Here is a 19827-nt window from a genome sequence, read left to right as displayed (position 1 = left end):
TTGACCCGGCCGTCCGCACGCTGGCAGCGTCCACGGTCATGAGGCCGAGCGCTGATCTTGCGTGCGCACGTGTCCCGCTCGTCGAGCGGCGCCACGTCGATCTGTGCCGCCAGTCGAGCGCCGTCTGTCGCTGAGCCCCGGCCGCCCCGGCCTCGCCCTTCTCCGCCTCCGCCCTTCTCCGCCTCCGCCCTTCTCCGCCTCCGCCCTTCTCCGCCTCCGGTCTGCTCCCCTTCCGGTCTTCCCCCCCCTCCGAACCCTCCAGGATTCCGCATGCCCGAAATATCCCGTCGTGCCCTCGGTGCTCTCGTCGGCGGCGGTGCCGTGGGCGCCGTCGCCGGTGCGGCCGGTGCCGCCGAAGCCGCCCCAGTCGAGCGGCCGTTCAGGGCCCGCCCCGGTGGCGCGTCCGGCCGGCGCCCCAACTTCCTCGTCATCCTGGGCGACGACCTCGGCTGGGCCGACCTGTCCTCCTACGGCGCCCCGCACATCAGGACGCCGAACCTGGACCGGCTCGCCCGCCAGGGCGTGCGCTTCACCGACGCGTACGCCGGCTCCGCGACCTGCTCCCCGACCCGGTTCAGCCTCTACACCGGCCGGTACCCGGGCCGTACGAAGGGCGGACTGGCCGAGCCCGTCGGGGACCGCGGTCAGGGGCTCGACCCGGACCACCCCACGCTTGCCTCCCTGCTGAAGAAGGCCGGTTACGCGACCGCCCTGATCGGCAAGTGGCACTGCGGCTGGCTGCCCGACCACAGCCCCACCAAGTCGGGCTGGGACGAGTTCTTCGGCAACTTCGGGGGCGTCCTGGAGTACTTCTCCAAGCTGGGCCAGCTCGGCGAGTACGACCTGTACGAGGGCGACGCCGAGTACCAGGACCTGCGCTACTACACGACGGTCCTCACCGAGCGGGCGGCGGAGTACGTCGGCCGGGACCACGACCGGCCGTGGCTGCTCAACCTCAACTTCACCACCCCGCACTGGCCGTGGCTCGCGGAGGGCGACGAGGAGACCGGGGCGCGGATCGAGGCGAGGATCCGGTCGGCGAAGAGCAAGTCGGAGGTCGTGACCGCGCTCAACCACTACGACGGCGGCTCGGTCGCCAAGTACGCGCAGATGGTGGAGAGCCTGGACGCGGCCGTCGGCGAGGTGCTCTCGGCGCTGCGCCGCTCCGGGCAGGAGGAGAACACCGTCGTGCTGTTCGCCAGCGACAACGGCGGTGAGCGGTTCTCCTACAACTGGCCGCTCAGCGGCGAGAAGTTCGTGCTGCTGGAGGGCGGCATCCGGGTGCCCACGATCCTGCGCTGGCCCGCCCGCGTCGGCGGCCGCCAGGTCAGCCACGTGCCGAACTTCTCCCCAGACTGGACCGCGACCCTGCTGGAGCTGGGCGCCGCCCGTCCCGACCCGGCGTACCCGCTGGACGGCACCAGCCTCGCCGGCTACCTGCTGCGGGGCGAGGAGCCGCCCGAGCGGGACCTGTTCTGGCGGGTGCGGGACAACCGGGCGCTGCGCCGCGGCAACTGGAAGTACTACCGGGACGACAAGGGCACCGACCACCTGTACGACCTCGCCGAGGACCAGCGCGAGCAGGCCGACCTCGCCCCGGACCGGCCGGAGCTGCTGGCCGGGCTGAGGGCCGCGTGGGAGGAGGTCGACCGCACGCTGCTGCCGTACCCGGGCTAGCCGAGGATCCCCCGTCTGTACGCCGTGGCGACCGCTGCCGCGCGGTCGTTGACGCCCAGCTTCGCGTACAGGTGCGTGAGGTGGGTCTTCACGGTGGCCTCGCTGATGAACAGGTCGCGGGCGATCTCGCGGTTGGAGGTGCCCTTGGCGACCAGGGCCAGGACCTCGCGTTCGCGTGCGGAGAGGGGTTCGTTGCCGGGGGCCTTGGGGGTGCGGACCGCGGAGACCAGGCGGGAGGCCACCGCCGGGGAGAGGACCGTGCGGCCTTCCGCCGCCGCCCGGACCGCCGTGAACAGCTCCTCGCGTGGGGCGTCCTTCAGGAGGTAGCCCGTCGCGCCCGCCTCGATCGCGGGGAGGGTGTCGGAGTCGGTGTCGTAGGTGGTGAGGACGAGGACCTTGGCGCGGGCGCCGGTGCGGGTCAGTTCGCGGATGGCGTCCACTCCCCCGCCGCCCGGCATGCGCAGATCCATGAGAATCACGTCCGGGTCCAGGGCCGCGGCGAGCGAGACCGCCTCGACGCCGTTCGACGCCTCCCCCAGGACACGGAAGCCCGGCGCGGAGTCGAACATGCCGCGCAGACCGTCCCGTACGACGGGGTGGTCGTCGACGATGAGCAGGCTGATCCCGGCGTCTTCAGTCATGGCGGACCAACGGTACGCGAGCCGAGACGGCCGTACCGTGGCCCGGACCGGACTCGACGGTGAGGGACCCGGCGATGCGCTCGGCGCGGGCGCGCATGCCGTCGAGGCCGAAGCCGCCGGTGCGGGTGCGTGCGCGCGTGGCGGCCGGGTCGAAGCCGTGGCCGTCGTCGCGGATGTCGAGGGTGACCTCGTCGCCCATGTAGGAGAGGGTGACGCCGGCGCGGGTGGCGGACGCGTGGCGGTTGGTGTTGGACAGGGCCTCCTGGGCGATGCGCAGGAGCGTGGCGGCGACCTCGTCGTGGAGGTGCTCGGCGGTGCCGGTGAGGGTGAACTCGGCGCGGATCCCGGTGCGTTCGCCCCACTCGGTGACGGTCTTCCGCAGGGCTTCGGGCAGTCCGCCGTCGGCCAGCGCGACCGGGGCGAGGTTGTGCACGGAGCGGCGGGCCTCGCCGAGGCTCTCGCGGGCCAGGTCCATCGCGCGGGCCGCGTGCTCACGCGCCGCGGCCGGGTCCGGGGTGTTCGTCACGATCCGGAGCTGGGCGATGATCCCGGTCAGACCCTGGGCGATGGTGTCGTGGATCTCGGCGGCCAGCCGCCGCCGCTCGTCGGCGACGCCCGCCTCCCGTGCCTGGACGAGGAGTTGGGCGTGCAGGGCGGCGTTCTCGTCGAGGGCCTGCTGCAACGCCGTGTTGGTGCGCTCGAGTTCGGCGATCGTCTCGACCCGCTCGCGGGAGCGCTGCTCCGCCTCTTCGGTGATGTGGGCGACCACCGCCTGCACGCCGAAGTTGACGGCCAGGAGCCCGGCGAACCCGGCCCACTGGACTCCGCTGAACGGCAGTCCGCCGGCCTGCGCGGCGGCCACGGTGACCGCGCTGGCGAACAGCCCGAGCCGCCGCCACAGGCCCGGGATCAGCTCGTCGGCGTCCATGTAACCGGTGGCCGCGTAGAACGCGAAGAACGGGTTGATCCAGGTGAGCCCGAAGGCGATCGCCCAGCGGACGACGTAGTACGCCGTCCCGGCCCGGGACGGGATCCGGCCGCGGCCCGGCCGGCGGGAGCGGGTGCCGTGCCACCAGAGCTGGAGCGCGAGCGCGGCGGCGACCAAGGCCCCGGCGGCCTGCCATTCGACGGGGCCGTCCATCAGCTCGGCGGCGACCGACGCGAGGACGACGCTGACGCCGAGCAGCCCGTACGGCCCCCAGGTGTGCAGTTGTTCCATGCGCCGGTCGAGCTGTGTGTCCGCCGCGGTCATGCCCACAGTCTGCACGGCCCCGCTCCTACTCCCAGCGGAACCAGCGCGCGGCGGCGGCCGTGAGCAGCACCGTCCAGGCGGCGACGACCCCCAGGTGGTCCCAGCCGGGCCAGTCCCCGGCCGCCGCTTGGTTCAGGGCCTCCGCGGCCGCGCCGAAGGGCGTGAAACCGACCGCCCTGGCCAGCACGTCCGGCATGGTCTGCACCGGCAACCACACCCCCGCGCAGAACATCGCCGGGAAGAACACGGCGGTCCCAATCGCGCCGGCGATCTTCGTCGTCCGGGACAGGGAGGAGATCACCGCGCCGAGCGCGAGGGCCGCCAGGACGGTCAGGAGGAGCGCGAGGCCGTATCCGAAGGGCTGCTCGGGCAGGCGTACTGCGAAGGCGGTCCGGCCGACGGCGAGGGCGAGCAGCGCCGACGCCAGGGCGGCACCGCCGTACACCACCATCTGCGCGGACAGCAGGGCCGAGGGCCGGACGGGGGTGGTGGACATCCGCCGCAGGATGCCGCGCTCGCGGTAGCCGGTGAGCGTCTGCGGCATCGCCTGGATCCCGCCGACGATCAGGCCGAGCAGCACGGCCACAGGGACGTAGCCGTCGACCGGGCGCAGCCCGCCGAAATCGGCGTCGGGCTGCCTGAAGCTCGGGAGGGAGCCGAGGATCACCAGCAGCAGGGTCGGGAACAACAGGATCCAGAAGACGCTGCCGGGCTCCCTGCGCAACAGGCGGGTCTCGGTCCTCAGCACGGCGGTGCTCATGCCGCGGCCTCCTTCGTCAGGTCGAGGAACGCGTCGTCGAGCGTGGCGTCGCTGACGCGGAGCTGGTGGGCGGTGACGCGGCTGCGGGCGAGGAGGGTGATGACGGCGTTGACCGTCTCGTCGGTGCCGGAGAGGGTGACGCGGCCGTCCTTGTGCTCGATCGACGCGAGCGCGGGCAGCGCGTTCAGGTCGCGGTCGTCGAGCGGGGCGGACGGGGTGAAGCTGATGACGGTGGCGCCTGCCGAGCGGCGGATCAGGCCGGCCGGGGTGTCCAGGGCGGCGACGCGCCCCTTGTCGATGACGGCGATCCGGTCGCAGAGCCGTTGCGCCTCCTCCATGAAGTGGGTGACGAGCAGGACGGTGACGCCGTTCGCGCGGATGTCCTCGATCAACTCCCAGGTGTCGCGGCGGGCGCGCGGGTCGAGGCCGGTGGTGAGCTCGTCCAGGACGACGATCCGGGGGTTGCCGATCAGGGCGAGCGCGATGAACAGGCGTTGCTTCTGGCCGCCGGAGAGCTTGGCGAACCGGGTGGACAGCTTGGCGGTGAGGCCGAGGCGTTCGGCGAGGGGGCGCCAGTCGGCCGGCCTCTCGTAGAACGCGGCGTACAGTTCCAGCGCCTCACGGACGGTGAGTTTGGGCTGCACTTCGCTCTGCTGGAGCTGGGCGCCGAGGACGCGGGCGACCTGCTCGTGGTCGGTGACGGGGTCGAGGCCGGTGACACGGACGCGGCCCGCGTCGGGGACGCGCAGGCCCTCGACGCACTCCACGGTGGTGGTCTTGCCGGCGCCGTTCGGGCCGAGGATGCCGAAGATCTCGCCCTCCTCGACAGCGAAGGAGACGCCGTCCACGGCTGGGCGGCCCGCATAGGCCTTGCGCAGGTCGGTGACTTCGATGACGGACATGAACAAAGGGTCCCGGGGCGGCGGGTCCGCGCACATCGGCCGTCGCGCTCGAACGGGCATCGACCGATCGGTTGATGCCGCTGTACGACCTGGCCGATGCCGCCGTACGACTGCTCGAACATGCAAGTCGTAGGACCAACGGCCGAGCCGCGATCGGGCGAAAACCCGGTGGGCAGTGTCAGTGGCGATCCGTAGGCTCGCTGCTGATGGCCACCACACCCGCCCCCGCCCAGGACCGTTCCGTCGTGCGTACGCTGCTGCGCCTGTGGCCCTACGTGCGGCCCGTGCGGACGCGGCTGTTCACCGCCGCGTTCGTGGCGATACTGGCCTCCTGCACGGGCCTGGTGATCCCGCTCGTGCTGAAGTGGATGGTGGACGGGCCGGTCGCCGACCGGGACCCGGCGGGGGTGTGGCTCGGCGCGCTGTACCTGCTGCTGCTCGGCTTCGCGGAGGCCCTGCTGTTCGGCCTCAGGCGCTGGCTGGTGGCGCGTCCGCTGTCGCACGTCGAGGCGTCGATGCGGGCGGCCCTGTACCGGCACCTCCAGCGGCTGCCGGTGTCCTTCCACGACCGGTGGGCCTCGGGACAGCTGCTGTCCCGGGGGACGGCGGATTTGTCGCTGCTGCGCATGTTCCTCGCCTTCCCGCTGACGTTCCTGCTGGTCAACGGCGTGACGATCGTCGTCGGCGTGGTCATCATGCTGCTGCAGGACTGGACGCTGGGACTGGTCATCCTCGGTCCCGCCGTGCCCGTCATGGTCACCTGCGTGGTCTTCGAGAAGCGTTACGCCCAGGCCGCACGGCGCGCCCAGGACCAGGTCGGCGATCTGACGACGGTCGTCGAGGAGAGCGTGCTCGGCATCCGCATCATCAAGGGCTTCGGCCGGCACCGGAGCCAGGCGCGGGCGTTCCGGGAGCTGTCGCTGAAGCTGCGCGGCACGGAACTGCGCAAGGCGCGGCTGCTGGCGACGATCTGGGGCGTCATCGTGACGCTGCCGGAGGTGGCGATCGGGGCGGCGCTGGTGGTGGGGGTCGTCCAGGTGGCCGACGGGGCGCTGTCGGCGGGGACCCTGGTGGCGTTCCTGTCGACGGCGCTGGCGTTGCGGTGGCCCGTGGAGTCGATCGGTTTCCTGCTGGCGATGAGCCAGGAGGCTGCGACGGCGACGGAGCGGTACTTCGAGGTGATGGACGAGAAGACCGAGGAGGCGTCCACCACCCCCGGCGCCGCCCCGACACCCGTCCAGGACAAGGGACTTCGCTTCGACGGCGTCACCTTCCGCTACCCGGACGCCCCGCCCGGCACCCCGCCGGTGCTCCGGGACGTCGACCTGCACATCCGCCCGGGCGAGTCCATGGCCCTGGTCGGCGCGACCGGCAGCGGCAAGACCACGCTGACGGCGCTCATCCCCCGCCTCTACGAGGTGACCTCGGGACGTATCACGCTCGACGGCGTCGACATCACCGCCCTGTCCCGTGAGGTGCTCCGCGCCAAGGTCGCCGTCGCGTTCGAGGAGCCCACGCTCTTCTCGGCGTCGGTCGGCGACAACGTGTCCATGGGCGCCGGAGAGACGGCCGGTCCGGCCGAGCTGGAGCGCGCCCTGGCCGTCGCCCAGGCCGACTTCGCGCACGCGCTGCCGCAGGGCACGGACACCCAGGTGGGCGAGCAGGGCCTCAGCCTCTCCGGGGGACAGCGGCAGCGCCTCGCCCTCGCCAGGGCCGTGGTCGGACAGCCGGAGTTCCTCGTCCTGGACGACCCGCTGTCGGCCCTGGACGTGCACACCGAGGCCGCCGTGGAGGCCGCCCTGCGGCAGGTCCTCGCGGACACGACGGCCCTGATCGTGGCGCACCGCCCGTCCACGGTGCTGCTCGCCGACCGGGTCGCGCTGCTGTCCGGCGGCCGGATCGCCGCGGTCGGCACCCACCAGGAACTGCTGCGGACGAACGCCGAGTACGCGCACCTGATGTCCGGGGCGCAGCCGGGGGAAGAGTCAGGGGAACAGGAGGACGCACGATGACGGCGGCCACCACGGCACCGGCCGACGACAAGCCCGACGACCGGTCCTCCGGCACCGGCGAGGCCGGCGACCCCTTCGACCGGGACGTCCTGCCCACACCGCCGGGTGCCACGGCCGCCCTGCTGCGCTCCCTGCTCGCGCCGATGAAGGCCCGCGTCGCGGTCACGACGCTGCTCCTGCTGCTGCAGCAGGCGGTCGTGCAGGCGGGCCCGCTGCTCGTGGCGTACGCCATCGACCGTGCCGTGCCGGCGTTCCGGGCGCAGGACCACGGGCCGCTGATCGCGGTGGGCGCCGGCTATCTGGGGTGTGCGCTGGCCGCGGGGGGACTGCAGTGGGCGTTCATCGCCGCGGCGGCCCGCGTCAACCAGGACGTGCTGCTGGACCTGCGCGGCCGGATCTTCCGCCACGCGCAGGCGCTCAGCGTCGACTTCCACGAGCGCTACACCTCGGGCCGACTCATCTCCCGCTCCACGGCGGACGTGGAGTCGCTGCGCGAACTGCTGGACGAGGGCCTCCAGGAACTCGTGACGGTCATCCTGTCCTTCGTCTACATCTCGGCGATGCTGCTCTGGCTCGACCTGGGGCTCGGAGGCCTGGCGGTGGCGTCCCTGGTGCCGCTCTTCGGGCTGGTGCGGCTGTACCAGCGGCGGGCCGGGCGGGTGTACCGGGCGCGGTCCACCGCGATCGCGGCCGTCATCGTCAAGTTCGTCGAGACCATGAACGGCATCCGCCCGGTGCGCGCCTTCCGCCGCGAAGCCGCCAACGACGCGGACTTCGAGGCGCTGAACCAGCGGCACGAACGGACCAACGGCGACGGGCTGCTGGAGATGGCCCGCTACGTCACCGGCTCGCGGCTGATCGCCAACACGGCGGTCGCGGCGATCGTGCTGTGGGGCGCCTACCGGGTCGCGGACGGCACGCTGGCCCTCGGCGTGCTGGCGGCGGCCGTGCTGTACCTGCGGCGGCTGTACGACCCCATCGACCGGCTCGGGGTGTTCCTCAACTCCTACCAGTCGGCGGCGGCCTCGCTGGAGAAGATCGCCGGCCTGCTCGCCCAGACCCCGTCCGTGCCCGAGCCGTCGAGTCCGCGGCAGCTCCCGCCGCTCCGGAGCGAGCACCCGGGCCGCGAGGTCGTCTTCGACGGCGTCCGCTTCGCCTACCGCACCGGCGGCGAGGTGCTGCCCCGCTTCGACCTCACGCTCCCCGCCGGGCAGACGGTCGCGGTCGTCGGCTCCACGGGCGCCGGCAAGTCGACCCTGGCCAAGCTGCTGGCCCGGTTCTACGACCCCTCCGACGGCCGGGTGCTGCTGGACGGCGTCGACCTGCGCGACCTGGCCGTGCCGGAGCTGCGGCGCGGGGTGGTGATGGTGACGCAGGAGGCGTTCCTCTTCTCGGGCACGGTCGCCGACAACATCGCGATCGGCCGCCCGGACGCCACCCGTGCGGAGATGGAACAGGCGGCGAAGGAGATCGGGGCGCACGACTTCATCAGCGCCCTGCCCGACGGCTACGACACGGACGTCCGCAGGCGCGGCGGCCGCATCTCGGCCGGGCAGCGCCAACTGGTCGCGTTCGCCCGGGCGTTGCTGGCGGACCCGGCAGTGCTGATCCTCGACGAGGCGACCAGCTCGCTGGACATCCCGGGCGAGCGCGCGGTGCAGCGGGCGATGGCGACGGTGCTGAGGGGCCGTACGGCGGTCGTCATCGCGCACCGCCTGTCGACCGTGGAGATCGCGGACCGCGTCCTCGTGATGGAGGGCGGCCGGATCGTGGAGGACGGCGGACCGGCGGAACTCATCGCGGGCACGGGCCGGTTCGCCGATCTGCACCGGGCGTGGCGGGACAGTCTGGCGTAGGCCGGACGCCCGCCAGTTCCCGCAGGGAGGCCATCGCAGGGTTCCGGGCCAGTGCCGGATGGTGACGTTCGAGGTACTCCACACCGCCGGTGACGAAGGACCGGGCCTCGGCGGTGTACGCGTCGAGCGGGCAGCGGGGAGGTGGCGGCGGAGAGCCGTACGAAGCGGTGAACCGCACCTGATCGCCCGCGCGTTCCAGCCGGATGACGTAGGTGTTCTCCGTGAAGTCGATCTCCGCCGACCCCTCGGTCCGCAGGCCGTGCAGCGAGCGCCCCACGGTGAACATGAGGTCGACCAGGGGAGTCCGCGTGCCCGCGAGGAAAGCGTGGCCGTCCACGGTGAAGTCGACCGGGTAGTCGAAGAATCCGTAGCGCAGGTCGGTCGCCGTAAGAGCCGCCAGGTCGACCCGGCCGGCCTGCCAGGCCCGTTCCCAGCCGGAGTCGATGTCACGGCTGCTGTCGGGCGTGAAACGGATCTTCAAGGGACTCCTGTGCGTCCGTATAGCGAACATGAACTTCCGGTCAACGAACCGTTTCCGGCCATTGTATTGACACGCCCCTGACAGAAAGCGCGGTCCCCTGCCACGCTTCCCACGACTGCTCCACAGCAACCCCACAGCAACACCTCCACCTCCCCAGGCCGGGCGATCCCCGGTCCCGCAGAAGGAGTCCGTGTTGAGTAGCAGTTCCTCTGACAGAGGCACCTCCCACAGACGCACTCCCCGCACTCCCCGCCGCACCGCGGCCGTGGCCCTCGCCGGCGTCGCCGCGCTGATCGCCGCCGCCGTGCAGAGCGGCACCGCCACCGCAGCCCCGGAGAAGGCACCGCAGGCCGCGAGCAAGGCGAACTCCGGCTCCGAGCCGGTCAGGCTCACCCCCGCCCAGCGCGCCGCGCTGATCCGCGAGGCCGACGCGGCCAAGGCGGAGACCGCGAAGGACCTCGGCCTCGGCGCCAAGGAGAAGCTGGTCGTCCGCGACGTCCTGAAGGACCGCGACGGCACCGTGCACACCCGCTACGAGCGCACCTACGACGGCCTGCCGGTCCTCGGCGGCGACCTGGTCGTGGAGAGCACGAAGGCGGACGAGACCGCCGCCGTCGTGAAGGCCACCCGCGCCGCCATCAAGCCGGCCACGACGAAGACGGCGGTGCCCGCGGCGAAGGCCCGGCAGCAGGCCCTGGCCGCCGGGAAGGCCGAGGAGGCCAGGAACCCGGGCGTCAACCGCGAGCCCCGCAAGGTGATCTGGGCCGCGAGCGGCAAGCCCGTCGTGGCGTACGAGACGGTCGTCGGCGGCTTCCAGCACGACGGCACCCCGCAGGAACTGCACGTGATCACGGACGCCACGAGCGGCGCGAAGCTGTACGCGTGGGAGGCCATCGAGACCGGCACCGGCAACACGGTGTACTCCGGCACGGTCGACCTGACCACCACCCAGTCCGGGTCGACGTACAACCTCACCGACGGCGCCCGCGGCAACCACAAGACGTACAACCTCAACCGCGGCACCTCCGGCACCGGCACCCTCTTCTCCGGCTCCGACGACGTCTGGGGCAACGGCAGCCCGTCGAACCTGGAGTCGGCCGCCGCCGACGCCCACTACGGCGCGGCGCTCACCTGGGACTACTACAAGAACGTGCACGGCCGCTCCGGCATCCGCGGCGACGGCGTGGGCGCGTACTCCCGGGTCCACTACGGCAACAACTACGTCAACGCCTTCTGGTCGGACAGCTGCTTCTGCATGACGTACGGCGACGGCTCCGGCAACGCCAACCCGCTGACGTCGATCGACGTGGCCGCCCACGAGATGACCCACGGGCTCACGTCGAACACGGCCAAGCTCGTCTACTCCGGCGAGTCCGGCGGCCTCAACGAGGCGACCTCCGACATCTTCGGCGCGACCGTCGAGTTCCACGCCAAGAACTCCTCCGACGTCGGTGACTACCTCATCGGCGAGGAGATCGACATCAACGGCGACGGCACGCCGCTGCGCTACATGGACAAGCCCAGCAAGGACGGCGACTCCAAGGACGCCTGGTACTCCGGCATCGGCTCGATCGACGTGCACTACTCCTCGGGCCCCGCCAACCACTTCTTCTACCTGCTGAGCGAGGGCAGCGGCACCAAGACCATCAACGGTGTCAGCTACGACTCGCCCACCTCGGACGGCCTCCCGGTCACCGGCATCGGCCGGGACAAGGCGGAGAAGATCTGGTTCCGCGCGCTGACCACGAAGTTCACCTCGACCACCAACTACGCGGGCGCCCGGACCGGCACCCTCGCGGCGACCGGTGAGCTCTACGGCACCGACAGCGCCGAGTACAAGGCGGTCCAGGACGCGTGGGCGGGCGTGAACGTCGGCACCCGCTCCGGCGGCGGAGGGGGCGGCGGCACCTCCTTCGAGAACACCGCCGACGTGGCGATCCCGGACCGGGGCGCGGCGGTCACCTCGCCGGTCACCGTCTCCGGGCGGACGGGCAACGCGCCGTCCAACCTCCAGGTCACCGTGGACATCGTCCACACCTACATCGGCGACCTCCAGGTGCAGTTGGTGGCCCCCGACGGCACGGCCTACACGCTGAAGGGCTACGGCACCGGCGGCAGCGCGGACAACATCGCCACGACCTACACGGTGAACGCCTCCTCCGAGGCCGCCAACGGCGTCTGGCAGCTGCGGGTCCAGGACAACGCGGCCCGTGACACCGGCTACATCAACAGCTGGAAGCTCACCTTCCCGTAGGCCCCCACGGCAGGGCGTCGCCCCGGCGGGTTCGAATCCCCCGGGGCGGCGCCCGTTTCACGTTCCGGACGTCCGCCTGGTCGTCGATTTCCGGCCAACATCACAGCCCGCTCCTGACATGCACACGCCCCAGGTGCCACTCTTCCCCCACCCGCCGCACAGCACCACAGCAGTTCCCCCACACCAAGGAGCTCGTGTGACCACCCCACGCTACGCGCGTCACAAGCGCACCACCCTGGCCATCGCCACCGCGGTCGCGGCCGGCGCCCTGCTCACCACCGGCCTGACCTCCGGCAGCAGTGTCGCCGCCGACTCCGCGGGCAAGCCGGTGCTCGCCGCCGCCCCCGTCCTGCTCACCGCGCCCGCCCGCACCGCCCTCATCCAGGAGCAGCAGGCGGACGCCGCCGCCACCGCCGACGAGATAGGCCTCGGCGAGCAGGAGAAGCTGGTCGTCAAGGACGTCGTGAAGGACGCCGACGGCGCCGTGCACACCCGCTACGAGCGCACCTACGCGGGCCTGCCGGTCCTCGGCGGCGACCTCGTCGTGCACGAGTCGAAGTCCGGCGAGCCCCAGGGCGTCACCAGAGCCACGAAGGCCGCGATCAAGGTCGCCTCCCTCAAGCCGGCGGTCACCGCCGCCAAGGCGGAGAAGCAGGCCGTGACGCTCGCCAAGGCGGCCGGCTCGGAGAAGACCGAGGCGAACTCCGCGCCCCGCAAGGTGATCTGGGCGGCCGACGGCAAGCCCGTCCTCGCCTACGAGACGGTCGTCGGCGGCCTCCAGGAGGACGGCACGCCGAACGAGCTGCACGTGATCACGAACGCCGCCACCGGCGAGAAGCTCTACGAGTACCAGGGCATCGAGACCGGCACCGGCAACACCACGTACAGCGGCAAGGTCGACCTCACCACCACGAAGTCCGGATCGTCCTACACCCTGACGGACGGCACGCGCGGCGGCCACAAGACGTACAACCTCAACCGCGGCACCTCCGGCACGGGCACCCTCTTCTCCGGCGCCGACGACGTCTGGGGCACCGGCAACCCCTCCAACCTGGAGACGGCCGCCGCCGACGCCCACTACGGCGCCCAGGTCACCTGGGACTTCTACAAGAGCACCTTCGGCCGCAGCGGCATCCGCAACGACGGCAAGGCGGCCTACTCGCGCGTCCACTACGGCAACAACTACGTCAACGCCTTCTGGTCCGACAGCTGCTTCTGCATGACCTACGGCGACGGCTCGGGCAACACCCACCCGCTGACCTCGCTCGACGTGGCCGCGCACGAGATGAGCCACGGCCTGACGTCGGCCACGGCGGGCCTGAACTACAGCGGTGAGTCGGGCGGTCTGAACGAGGCGACCTCCGACATCTTCGGCGCGGGCGCGGAGTTCTTCGCGAACAACGCCTCCGACGCCGGTGACTACCTCATCGGCGAGGAGATCGACATCAACGGCGACGGCTCCCCGCTGCGCTACATGGACAAGCCCAGCAAGGACGGCTCGTCCAAGGACGCCTGGTCCGCGAGCCTCGGCGGCCTGGACGTGCACTACTCCTCGGGCCCCGCCAACCACTTCTTCTACCTGCTGTCGGAGGGCAGCGGCTCGAAGACGATCAACGGCGTGACCTACGACTCGCCCACGTCCAACGGCTCCACGGTCACCGGCATCGGCCGCACCAAGGCGCTGCAGATCTGGTACAAGGCGCTGACCACGTACATGACGTCGACGACCAAGTACGCGGCCGCCCGCACGGCGACCCTGAACGCGGCCTCGGCGCTGTACGGCGCGTCCAGCACCGAGTACAAGGCGGTCGCGGCCGCCTGGTCCGCCGTCAACGTCGGCTGACCGAAGCACGTCCCCAGGGCGGTACCCGGACCGAAGGCAGACCCGGGTACCGCCCTACTCTTGGTGACCGTGTCTCATCCGGATCCCAAGGACTTCACCTACGCCGACGTCGGCGCCACCCGCGACCAGGGCTTCTGCCCGCCGGGCTTCCATCCCATGAACGTCCGTACCCGCCTCGGCGAGGGCGAGGACGTCTTCCGCCGGGCCTCGGAGGCCGTGCTCACCTGGGAGATGCACCGGGCCATGGGCGTCGGCATCGACGCGACCGCGGACCGGGCCGCCCCCGGCGTCGACGTCACCGTCACCCTCGCCGGCATGATCAAGGCCCCCTGCCGCGTGGTCTGGACGGTCGAGGAACCCCGCCGCATCGGCTGGGCCTACGGCACGCTGCCCGGCCACCCGGAGAGCGGCGAGGAGTCCTTCGTGGTCGACCGCACGGGAGACGGCACGGTGTGGCTGACGGTGAACGCGTTCAGCCGCGCCGCCAAGTGGTACGCGAGGGCGGGCGGCCCGGCGACCAGGGGGTTCCAGCACGCGTACGCACGACGCTGCGGCAGCGTCCTGCGGAACCTCGCGACGCCCGGGGGTGCGGGTACCTAGGGGCGCGGGGAACTGCGCGAGCAACCCCCACGCACCCGCAGCCGACACTCAACGCATCAACAACCCCCCAGCCGCCACCAACTCCTCGCTCGGCCCGGCCACAAGCCCCAACTCCGCGCTGGAAGCCAACAGCCGATGCGCCGGAAGGATCCGCACCGTATACCCAAAAGGCCCGGTGCGGTCCAGGGACAGGGCCCCTTCGTAAACCCACCGCCCATCCTGCTCGGCGGAGCCCACCGGCTTCAGGGGAACAACCGTCGCGTCACCGATCCGGTCCTCCTCGTCCACCCGCCCCGAGACGACCTGCACCTCCACGTCGTCCGGCCCGAGGTCCCCGAGCCCGACCCGCACCCGAAGCCCCAGCGTCGTACCCAGCTCCGCCAGAGTCTCGGACGCGGACGTCTCCACATGGTCGACGGTGACGGCCGGCCAGGCCCCCCGCACCCGCGCCTTCCACTCGGCGAGGTCCCGCGCCGCGTCCGGGTCCATCGAGCGGTGCGCGAGCGCCGCCGGCGCGTAGAGCCGCTCGACGTACTCCCGGACCATCCGCCCGGCCAGCACCTTCGGCCCGAGCAGGCTCAGCGTCTGGCGGACCATCTCGATCCACCGGTCGGGCAGTCCGCTCTGCCCCCGCTCGTAGAAGCGGGGCGTCACCCGCTGCTCCAGCAGGTCGTACAGCGCCGCGGCCTCCATGTCGTCGCGGTGGTCCGGGTCGGTGCCGACCCCGTCGGCCGTGGGGATCGCCCAGCCGAAGTCGGGCTGGAACCACTCGTCCCACCAGCCGTCCAGCACCGACAGGTTGAGGCAGCCGTTGAGCGCGGCCTTCATGCCGGACGTGCCGCAGGCCTCCAGCGGCCTGAGCGGGTTGTTCAGCCAGATGTCACAGCCCGGGTAGAGCTTCTGCGCCATGCCCATGCCGTAGTCGGGCAGGAACACGATCCGGTGCCGTACCCGCGGGTCGTCCGCGAACCGCACCAGCTCCTGCACCAGCCGCTTCCCGCCGTCGTCCGCGGGGTGCGCCTTGCCCGCGACGACGATCTGGACCGGCCGCTCGGGGTGCAGCAGCAGCTCCATCAGCCGGTCGCGGTCGCGCAGCATCAGCGTCAGGCGCTTGTACGAGGGGACGCGACGGGCGAAGCCGATGGTGAGGACGTCCGGGTCGAGCACGCCGTCGATCCAGCCCAGCTCGGCCGTGCCCGCCCCGCGCTGCCGCCAGGAGGCCCGCAGCCGCTCGCGCACCTCCTCGACGAGCTGCTCGCGCAGCACCCGCCGCAGCTCCCAGATGTCCTGGTCGGGGATGTCCGCGACCGTGTCCCAGCGGTCCGAGCCGCCGACGGTCAGCGCGTCCTCGGCGCGCTGCAGGCCGATCTGCCGGGCGCCGAGCCGGAACACCTCGGGGGCGACCCAGGTCGGCGCGTGCACGCCGTTCGTCACGGACGTGATCGGCACCTCGTCGGCGTCGAAGCCCGGCCACAGGCCGGAGAACATCTCACGGCTGACGTTGCCGTGCAGCAGGGAGACGCCGTTGGCGCGCTGGGCCAGGCGCAGGCCCATCACGGCCATGTTGAACAGGTTGGGCTCCCCGCCGGGGTAGGTCTCCATGCCGAGCCGCAGCACGCGCTCGACGTCGATGCGGGGCAGCTCGGCGTCGGGGCCGAAGTGCCGGGCGACCAGCTCGCGGTCGAAGCGGTCGATGCCGGCCGGGACGGGGGTGTGGGTGGTGAAGACCGTGCCCGCGCGGACCGCCTCCAGCGCGGAGTCGAAGTCGAGGCCCTGCGCGCAGAGTTCGGCGATGCGTTCCAGACCGAGGAACCCGGCGTGTCCCTCGTTCGTGTGGAACACCTCCGGCTCGGGGTGACCGGTCAGCCGGCAGTACGTCCGCACCGCCCGGACCCCTCCTATGCCGAGCAGCATCTCCTGGAGCAGCCGGTGCTCGCTGCCGCCGCCGTAGAGCCGGTCGGTCACGCCGCGCTCGCCGAGGTCGTTCTCCTCGACGTCCGAGTCCAGCATCAGCAGCGGGACGCGGCCGACCTGCGCCTGCCAGATCCGGGCGTGCAGCTGTTTGCCGCCGGGCAGGGCGAGGGCGACCTGGGCGGGCGTGCCGTCGGGCTCCTCCAGCTGGACGACGGGCAGCTCGTTGGGGTCGAGGACCGGGTAGTGCTCCTGCTGCCAGCCGTCCCGGGACAGGGTCTGGCGGAAGTAGCCGTGGCGGTAGAGCAGGCCGACGCCGATCAGCGGGACGCCGAGGTCGCTGGCCGCCTTCAGGTGGTCGCCGGCGAGGATGCCGAGGCCGCCGGAGTACTGCGGCAGGGCGGCCGTGATGCCGAACTCGGGTGAGAAGTAGGCGATCGCGGCGGGCAGTTCCTCCTGCTGGGTCTGGTACCAGCGGTCGCCGGTCGTGTAGTCGTTCAGGTCGCCCGCGACCGCGGCGAGGCGGCGCAGGAAACGGCGGTCCTGGGACAGCTCGGCGAGCCGCGCGGGCGGCACGCTGCCCAGCAGCCGGACCGGGTCGCCGCCCGAGGCGGCCCAGCGCCCGGGGTCGACGGACTGGAACAGGTCACGGGTCTCCGCATGCCACGACCAGCGCAGATTGCGGGCCAGATCGCTGAGCGGCCGGAGGGGTTCGGGGAGCACGGGTCGGACGGTGAATCGACGGATCGCCTTCACGGGTTCCACCTCGGCGCGTTGCTGGATGACGCAGGGCTTCATCGACGTCTCCTACGACAGTACCGGCGTCGGTGCCGCCTCCGCGGACGCTCCGCCACCGCGCCCTCGATCGGCCTGAACAGGACCGTCCGCGGATATGGCCGATTCCGCCCCCATAGGCGTCCTTGTGGTGCTTCACGCGCCACGAGAGGCTGCCCCTGGCGTACCGGCCCGCGCCGGCCGCACGCGGTGCAGCGCGGCAGCCGTACGCCGAGTCGAGGAGGGGAACTCGGACCATGGCACGGACGCGACAGCGGCGTCTGCGCCGGACGGGGTGCCTGGCCGCGGCGATCTCCGCCGTGGCGTTTTCGGCCATCACCCTGCCCGCGCACGCCGTACCGGAGGGGCGGATACTCGGCGCCGGAGGACCCGGCTCCGTGCACGGCAGTTACCTGGTGACACTGGAGGAGGGCACGCGGGCGGCGTCGGCGGCCGGAAGGGGCCTCGCCGAGCAGTACGGGGTGGAGATCAGCCACACCTACGGCAGCGTCCTGAACGGCTACGCGGTCCGGGCGGACGAGAGACGGGCCCGGCGGCTCGCCGCCGACCCGCGGGTGGCCTCGGTCGTCCAGGACACCCGTGTGCGGCTGGACGAGACGCAGCGGAAGCCGCCGTCCTGGGGGCTGGACCGCGTCGACCAGCCGGAACTGCCCCTGGACGGCGGCTACACCTGGCCCGGTTCGGCGGGCGCGGGGGTGACGGTGTACGTGATCGACACCGGCGTCCGGACCACCCACCGGGACTTCGGCGGCCGGGCCGGCCACGGCTGGGACTTCGTCGGGAACGACAGGACCGCGGCGGACGCCAACGGCCACGGCACCCACGTCGCCGCCACGGTCGCCGGCGAGAGGTACGGCGTCGCGAAGAAGGCGCGGATCGTCGCCGTGCGGGTCCTCGACGCCGCGGGCGCGGGCACCACGGGCCGGGTGATCGCCGGGATCGACTGGGTGACCCGGCACGCGAAGAAGCCGGCGGTCGCCAACCTCAGTCTGGGCGGACCCCGCAACGCGCAGCTGGACGCCGCCGTCCGCACGTCCATCGCCTCCGGCGTCACCTACACGGTCGCCGCGGGCAACGACGGCAGGCCGGCCGGTCTGTACTCCCCGGGGAGCGTCAAGGAGGCGCTCACGGTCGGCGCGACCGACCGCGGGGATGCGAAACCGGCCTTCTCCAACCACGGCCCGGCGCTCGATCTGTTCGCCCCGGGCGTCGGCATCACCTCCGCGACCGCCGCGAGCGACACCGCGCGGGCCGTGTTCTCGGGCACCTCGATGGCGTCCCCGCACGCCGCGGGCGCGGCCGCGCTCCATCTGGCCGACCATCCGAAGGCGACTCCGGCCCAGGTCACGAGGGCCCTGGTCGCCTCGGCGGCGACCGGGAAGGTCTCCGGGCGGGGAGTCGGTTCGCCGGACAAGTTACTGCGGGTGCCGCGCGAGTAGGGCGAAGGAGCCGCCACGCCCGGGGCCGGCCTCGTCCGTCGCGGACGAGGCCGGTCTTGTGTGTCGACATACGCGTGAGTAGTTAACAAAGTGCCGGATTGCCCACCCGAATAGGGTGGGAAGGCTCCTCCGGGTACCCCTCTCAGGAGCACCAAGCAGGACCCACCTCCCCACACACATCCGCCTACCCACGTTGACGCGGACAGGAGCGGTCATGCCCGCCAAGCACCATTCGCCAGCACCCCCCAACCGCCGCACCACCGGGGCGCACGCCCCCAGCGGCGAAGCACACCCCGTGCGCCCGGCCGACACCGGTCCGCCGGTCCCCCCACCATCCCCCGCGGGCGGGGCGACCGCCGTCGGGCGGATACCCGTTCTCGATGTCCGCCCGGTCGTCCAGCACGGGCGCCGGCCGGCCAAGGCCGTGACCGGCGAGACCTTCGAGATCTCGGCGACCGTGTTCCGGGAGGGGCACGACGCGGTCGCCGCCAATGTCGTCCTGAGGGACCCCGGCGGCCGTCCCGGCCCGTGGACGCCGATGCGGGAGCTGGCGCCCGGAACCGACCGCTGGGGCGCCACGGTGACCGCCGGTGAGCCCGGCCTGTGGACGTTCACCGTGGAGGCGTGGGGCGACCCGGTCGGCACCTGGCGCCACCACGCGCAGATCAAGATCCCGGCGGGCATGGACACGGACGTCGTCCTGGAGGAGGGCGCGCGCCTGTACGAGCGGGCGGCCGAGGGCGTGCCCACGGAGGAGGGCCTGCGGGACGTGGTCCTGGCCGCCGTCGACGCCCTGCGGGACGAGAACCGCCCGGCGGCGTCCCGCCTGGCGGCGGCGTTGACGCCGGAGGTGGACGCGGTCCTGGCCCGGCATCCCCTGCGGGACCTGGTCAGCACCTCCGAGCCACTGCCCCTGCTGGTGGAGCGGGAGCGGGCCCTGTACGGCTCCTGGTACGAGTTCTTCCCGCGCTCGGAGGGCACTCCCGAGCGGCCGCACGGTACGTTCCGCACCGCCGCCCGGCGGCTGCCGGAGATCGCCGCGATGGGTTTCGACGTGGTGTACCTGCCGCCGATCCACCCCATCGGCACCACCTTCCGCAAGGGCAGGAACAACACCCTCTCCCCCGGCCCCGACGACGTCGGCGTGCCCTGGGCGATCGGCTCGCCGGAGGGCGGCCACGACGCGGTCCACCCCGACCTGGGCACCCTGGAGGACTTCACCTGGTTCGTCGGCAGGGCCCGCGAACTGGGCCTGGAGATCGCCCTGGACTTCGCCCTGCAGTGCTCCCCGGACCACCCCTGGGTGCACAAACACCCCGAGTGGTTCCACCACCGCCCCGACGGCACCATCGCCTACGCGGAGAACCCGCCGAAGAAGTACCAGGACATCTACCCCATCGCCTT

At 72.3% G+C, this 19827-nt stretch carries 15 protein-coding genes; 9 read left to right on the top strand and 6 right to left on the bottom strand.

The genetic code is table 11. The features are described 5' to 3' along the window. Positions 1–38 precede the first annotated feature (38 nt). Both ABZ948_RS29730 and ABZ948_RS29725 read left to right on the top strand, forming a co-directional pair. A complete protein-coding gene (locus ABZ948_RS29730) occupies positions 39–134 on the top strand; it encodes a putative leader peptide (RefSeq protein ID WP_359764691.1) in 96 nt (31 codons plus the stop codon). Positions 135–270: 136 nt separating this feature from the next. Then, entirely contained in the window at positions 271–1677 is a 1407-nt protein-coding gene (locus tag ABZ948_RS29725) for a sulfatase family protein (protein ID WP_359764627.1), read from the top strand. On the opposite strand, the gene ABZ948_RS29720 is transcribed toward ABZ948_RS29725, so the two are convergent. The 4 genes from ABZ948_RS29720 to ABZ948_RS29705 are packed head-to-tail and all read right to left on the bottom strand — an operon-like array spanning position 1674 to position 5232. Continuing rightward, positions 1674–2318 carry a response regulator gene (locus ABZ948_RS29720; RefSeq protein ID WP_359764625.1) on the bottom strand — a complete coding sequence of 215 codons (645 nt, stop codon included), beginning with the start codon at positions 2316–2318 and terminating at the stop codon, positions 1674–1676. The genes ABZ948_RS29725 and ABZ948_RS29720 overlap by 4 nt on opposite strands. Then, a complete protein-coding gene (locus tag ABZ948_RS29715; RefSeq protein WP_359764623.1) occupies positions 2311–3570 on the bottom strand; it encodes a sensor histidine kinase in 1260 nt (419 codons plus the stop codon). The genes ABZ948_RS29720 and ABZ948_RS29715 overlap by 8 nt, the downstream gene beginning before the upstream one ends. 25 nt (positions 3571–3595) lie before the next feature. Then, positions 3596–4330, bottom strand: a complete 735-nt coding sequence (locus ABZ948_RS29710; protein WP_359764621.1) for an ABC transporter permease — start codon at positions 4328–4330, stop codon at positions 3596–3598. Then, a complete protein-coding gene (locus tag ABZ948_RS29705) occupies positions 4327–5232 on the bottom strand; it encodes an ABC transporter ATP-binding protein (protein WP_359764619.1) in 906 nt (301 codons plus the stop codon). Before ABZ948_RS29705 ends, ABZ948_RS29710 begins: the two co-directional genes overlap by 4 nt. 206 nt (positions 5233–5438) lie before the next feature. On the opposite strand from ABZ948_RS29705, the gene ABZ948_RS29700 reads away from it, so the two are divergent. Further along, positions 5439–7244: an ABC transporter ATP-binding protein gene (locus tag ABZ948_RS29700; protein WP_359764617.1), complete on the top strand. Its 1806-nt coding sequence runs from the start codon at positions 5439–5441 to the stop codon at positions 7242–7244. Further along, the gene (locus ABZ948_RS29695; RefSeq protein ID WP_359764615.1) at positions 7241–9100 is read left to right on the top strand and encodes an ABC transporter ATP-binding protein; all 1860 of its coding nucleotides are present in this window, start codon (positions 7241–7243) and stop codon (positions 9098–9100) included. Before ABZ948_RS29700 ends, ABZ948_RS29695 begins: the two co-directional genes overlap by 4 nt. On the opposite strand, the gene ABZ948_RS29690 is transcribed toward ABZ948_RS29695, so the two are convergent. Further along, positions 9039–9581 (bottom strand): hypothetical protein, encoded by a 543-nt coding sequence (locus tag ABZ948_RS29690; protein ID WP_359764613.1) that lies wholly within the window; start codon positions 9579–9581, stop codon positions 9039–9041. The genes ABZ948_RS29695 and ABZ948_RS29690 overlap by 62 nt on opposite strands. A 193-nt stretch (positions 9582–9774) precedes the next feature. On the opposite strand from ABZ948_RS29690, the gene ABZ948_RS29685 reads away from it, so the two are divergent. From ABZ948_RS29685 to ABZ948_RS29675, 3 genes are all read left to right on the top strand, one after another. Continuing rightward, positions 9775–11835 carry a M4 family metallopeptidase gene (locus tag ABZ948_RS29685; protein WP_359764611.1) on the top strand — a complete coding sequence of 687 codons (2061 nt, stop codon included), beginning with the start codon at positions 9775–9777 and terminating at the stop codon, positions 11833–11835. A 196-nt stretch (positions 11836–12031) separates the two neighbouring features. Continuing rightward, complete coding sequence (locus tag ABZ948_RS29680) at positions 12032–13678, top strand: M4 family metallopeptidase (protein ID WP_359764609.1); 1647 nt, start codon at positions 12032–12034, stop codon at positions 13676–13678. Between the two features lie 63 nt (positions 13679–13741). Next, positions 13742–14278 (top strand): DUF1990 domain-containing protein, encoded by a 537-nt coding sequence (locus tag ABZ948_RS29675; protein ID WP_359764607.1) that lies wholly within the window; start codon positions 13742–13744, stop codon positions 14276–14278. Positions 14279–14326: 48 nt separating this feature from the next. Here the strand turns inward: ABZ948_RS29675 and ABZ948_RS29670 are convergent, their stop codons facing one another. Beyond that, positions 14327–16945 (bottom strand): glycosyltransferase family 1 protein, encoded by a 2619-nt coding sequence (locus tag ABZ948_RS29670; RefSeq protein WP_359764689.1) that lies wholly within the window; start codon positions 16943–16945, stop codon positions 14327–14329. 275 nt (positions 16946–17220) lie between these two features. Between ABZ948_RS29670 and ABZ948_RS29665 the strand changes: the two genes are divergently transcribed. Next, positions 17221–18423, top strand: a complete 1203-nt coding sequence (locus tag ABZ948_RS29665; RefSeq protein ID WP_359764605.1) for a S8 family peptidase — start codon at positions 17221–17223, stop codon at positions 18421–18423. 214 nt (positions 18424–18637) lie between these two features. Further along, positions 18638–19827 (top strand): maltotransferase domain-containing protein (locus tag ABZ948_RS29660; protein ID WP_359764604.1); only part of this gene is annotated, 1190 nt, incomplete at its 3' end.

The sequence above is a fragment of the Streptomyces olindensis genome, from assembly GCF_040645895.1.
Classification (GTDB): Bacteria; Actinomycetota; Actinomycetes; order Streptomycetales; family Streptomycetaceae; genus Streptomyces; species Streptomyces olindensis.
Note: the sequence above shows the minus strand (reverse complement) of the source record. Positions and strands in the feature narration are given on the sequence as shown.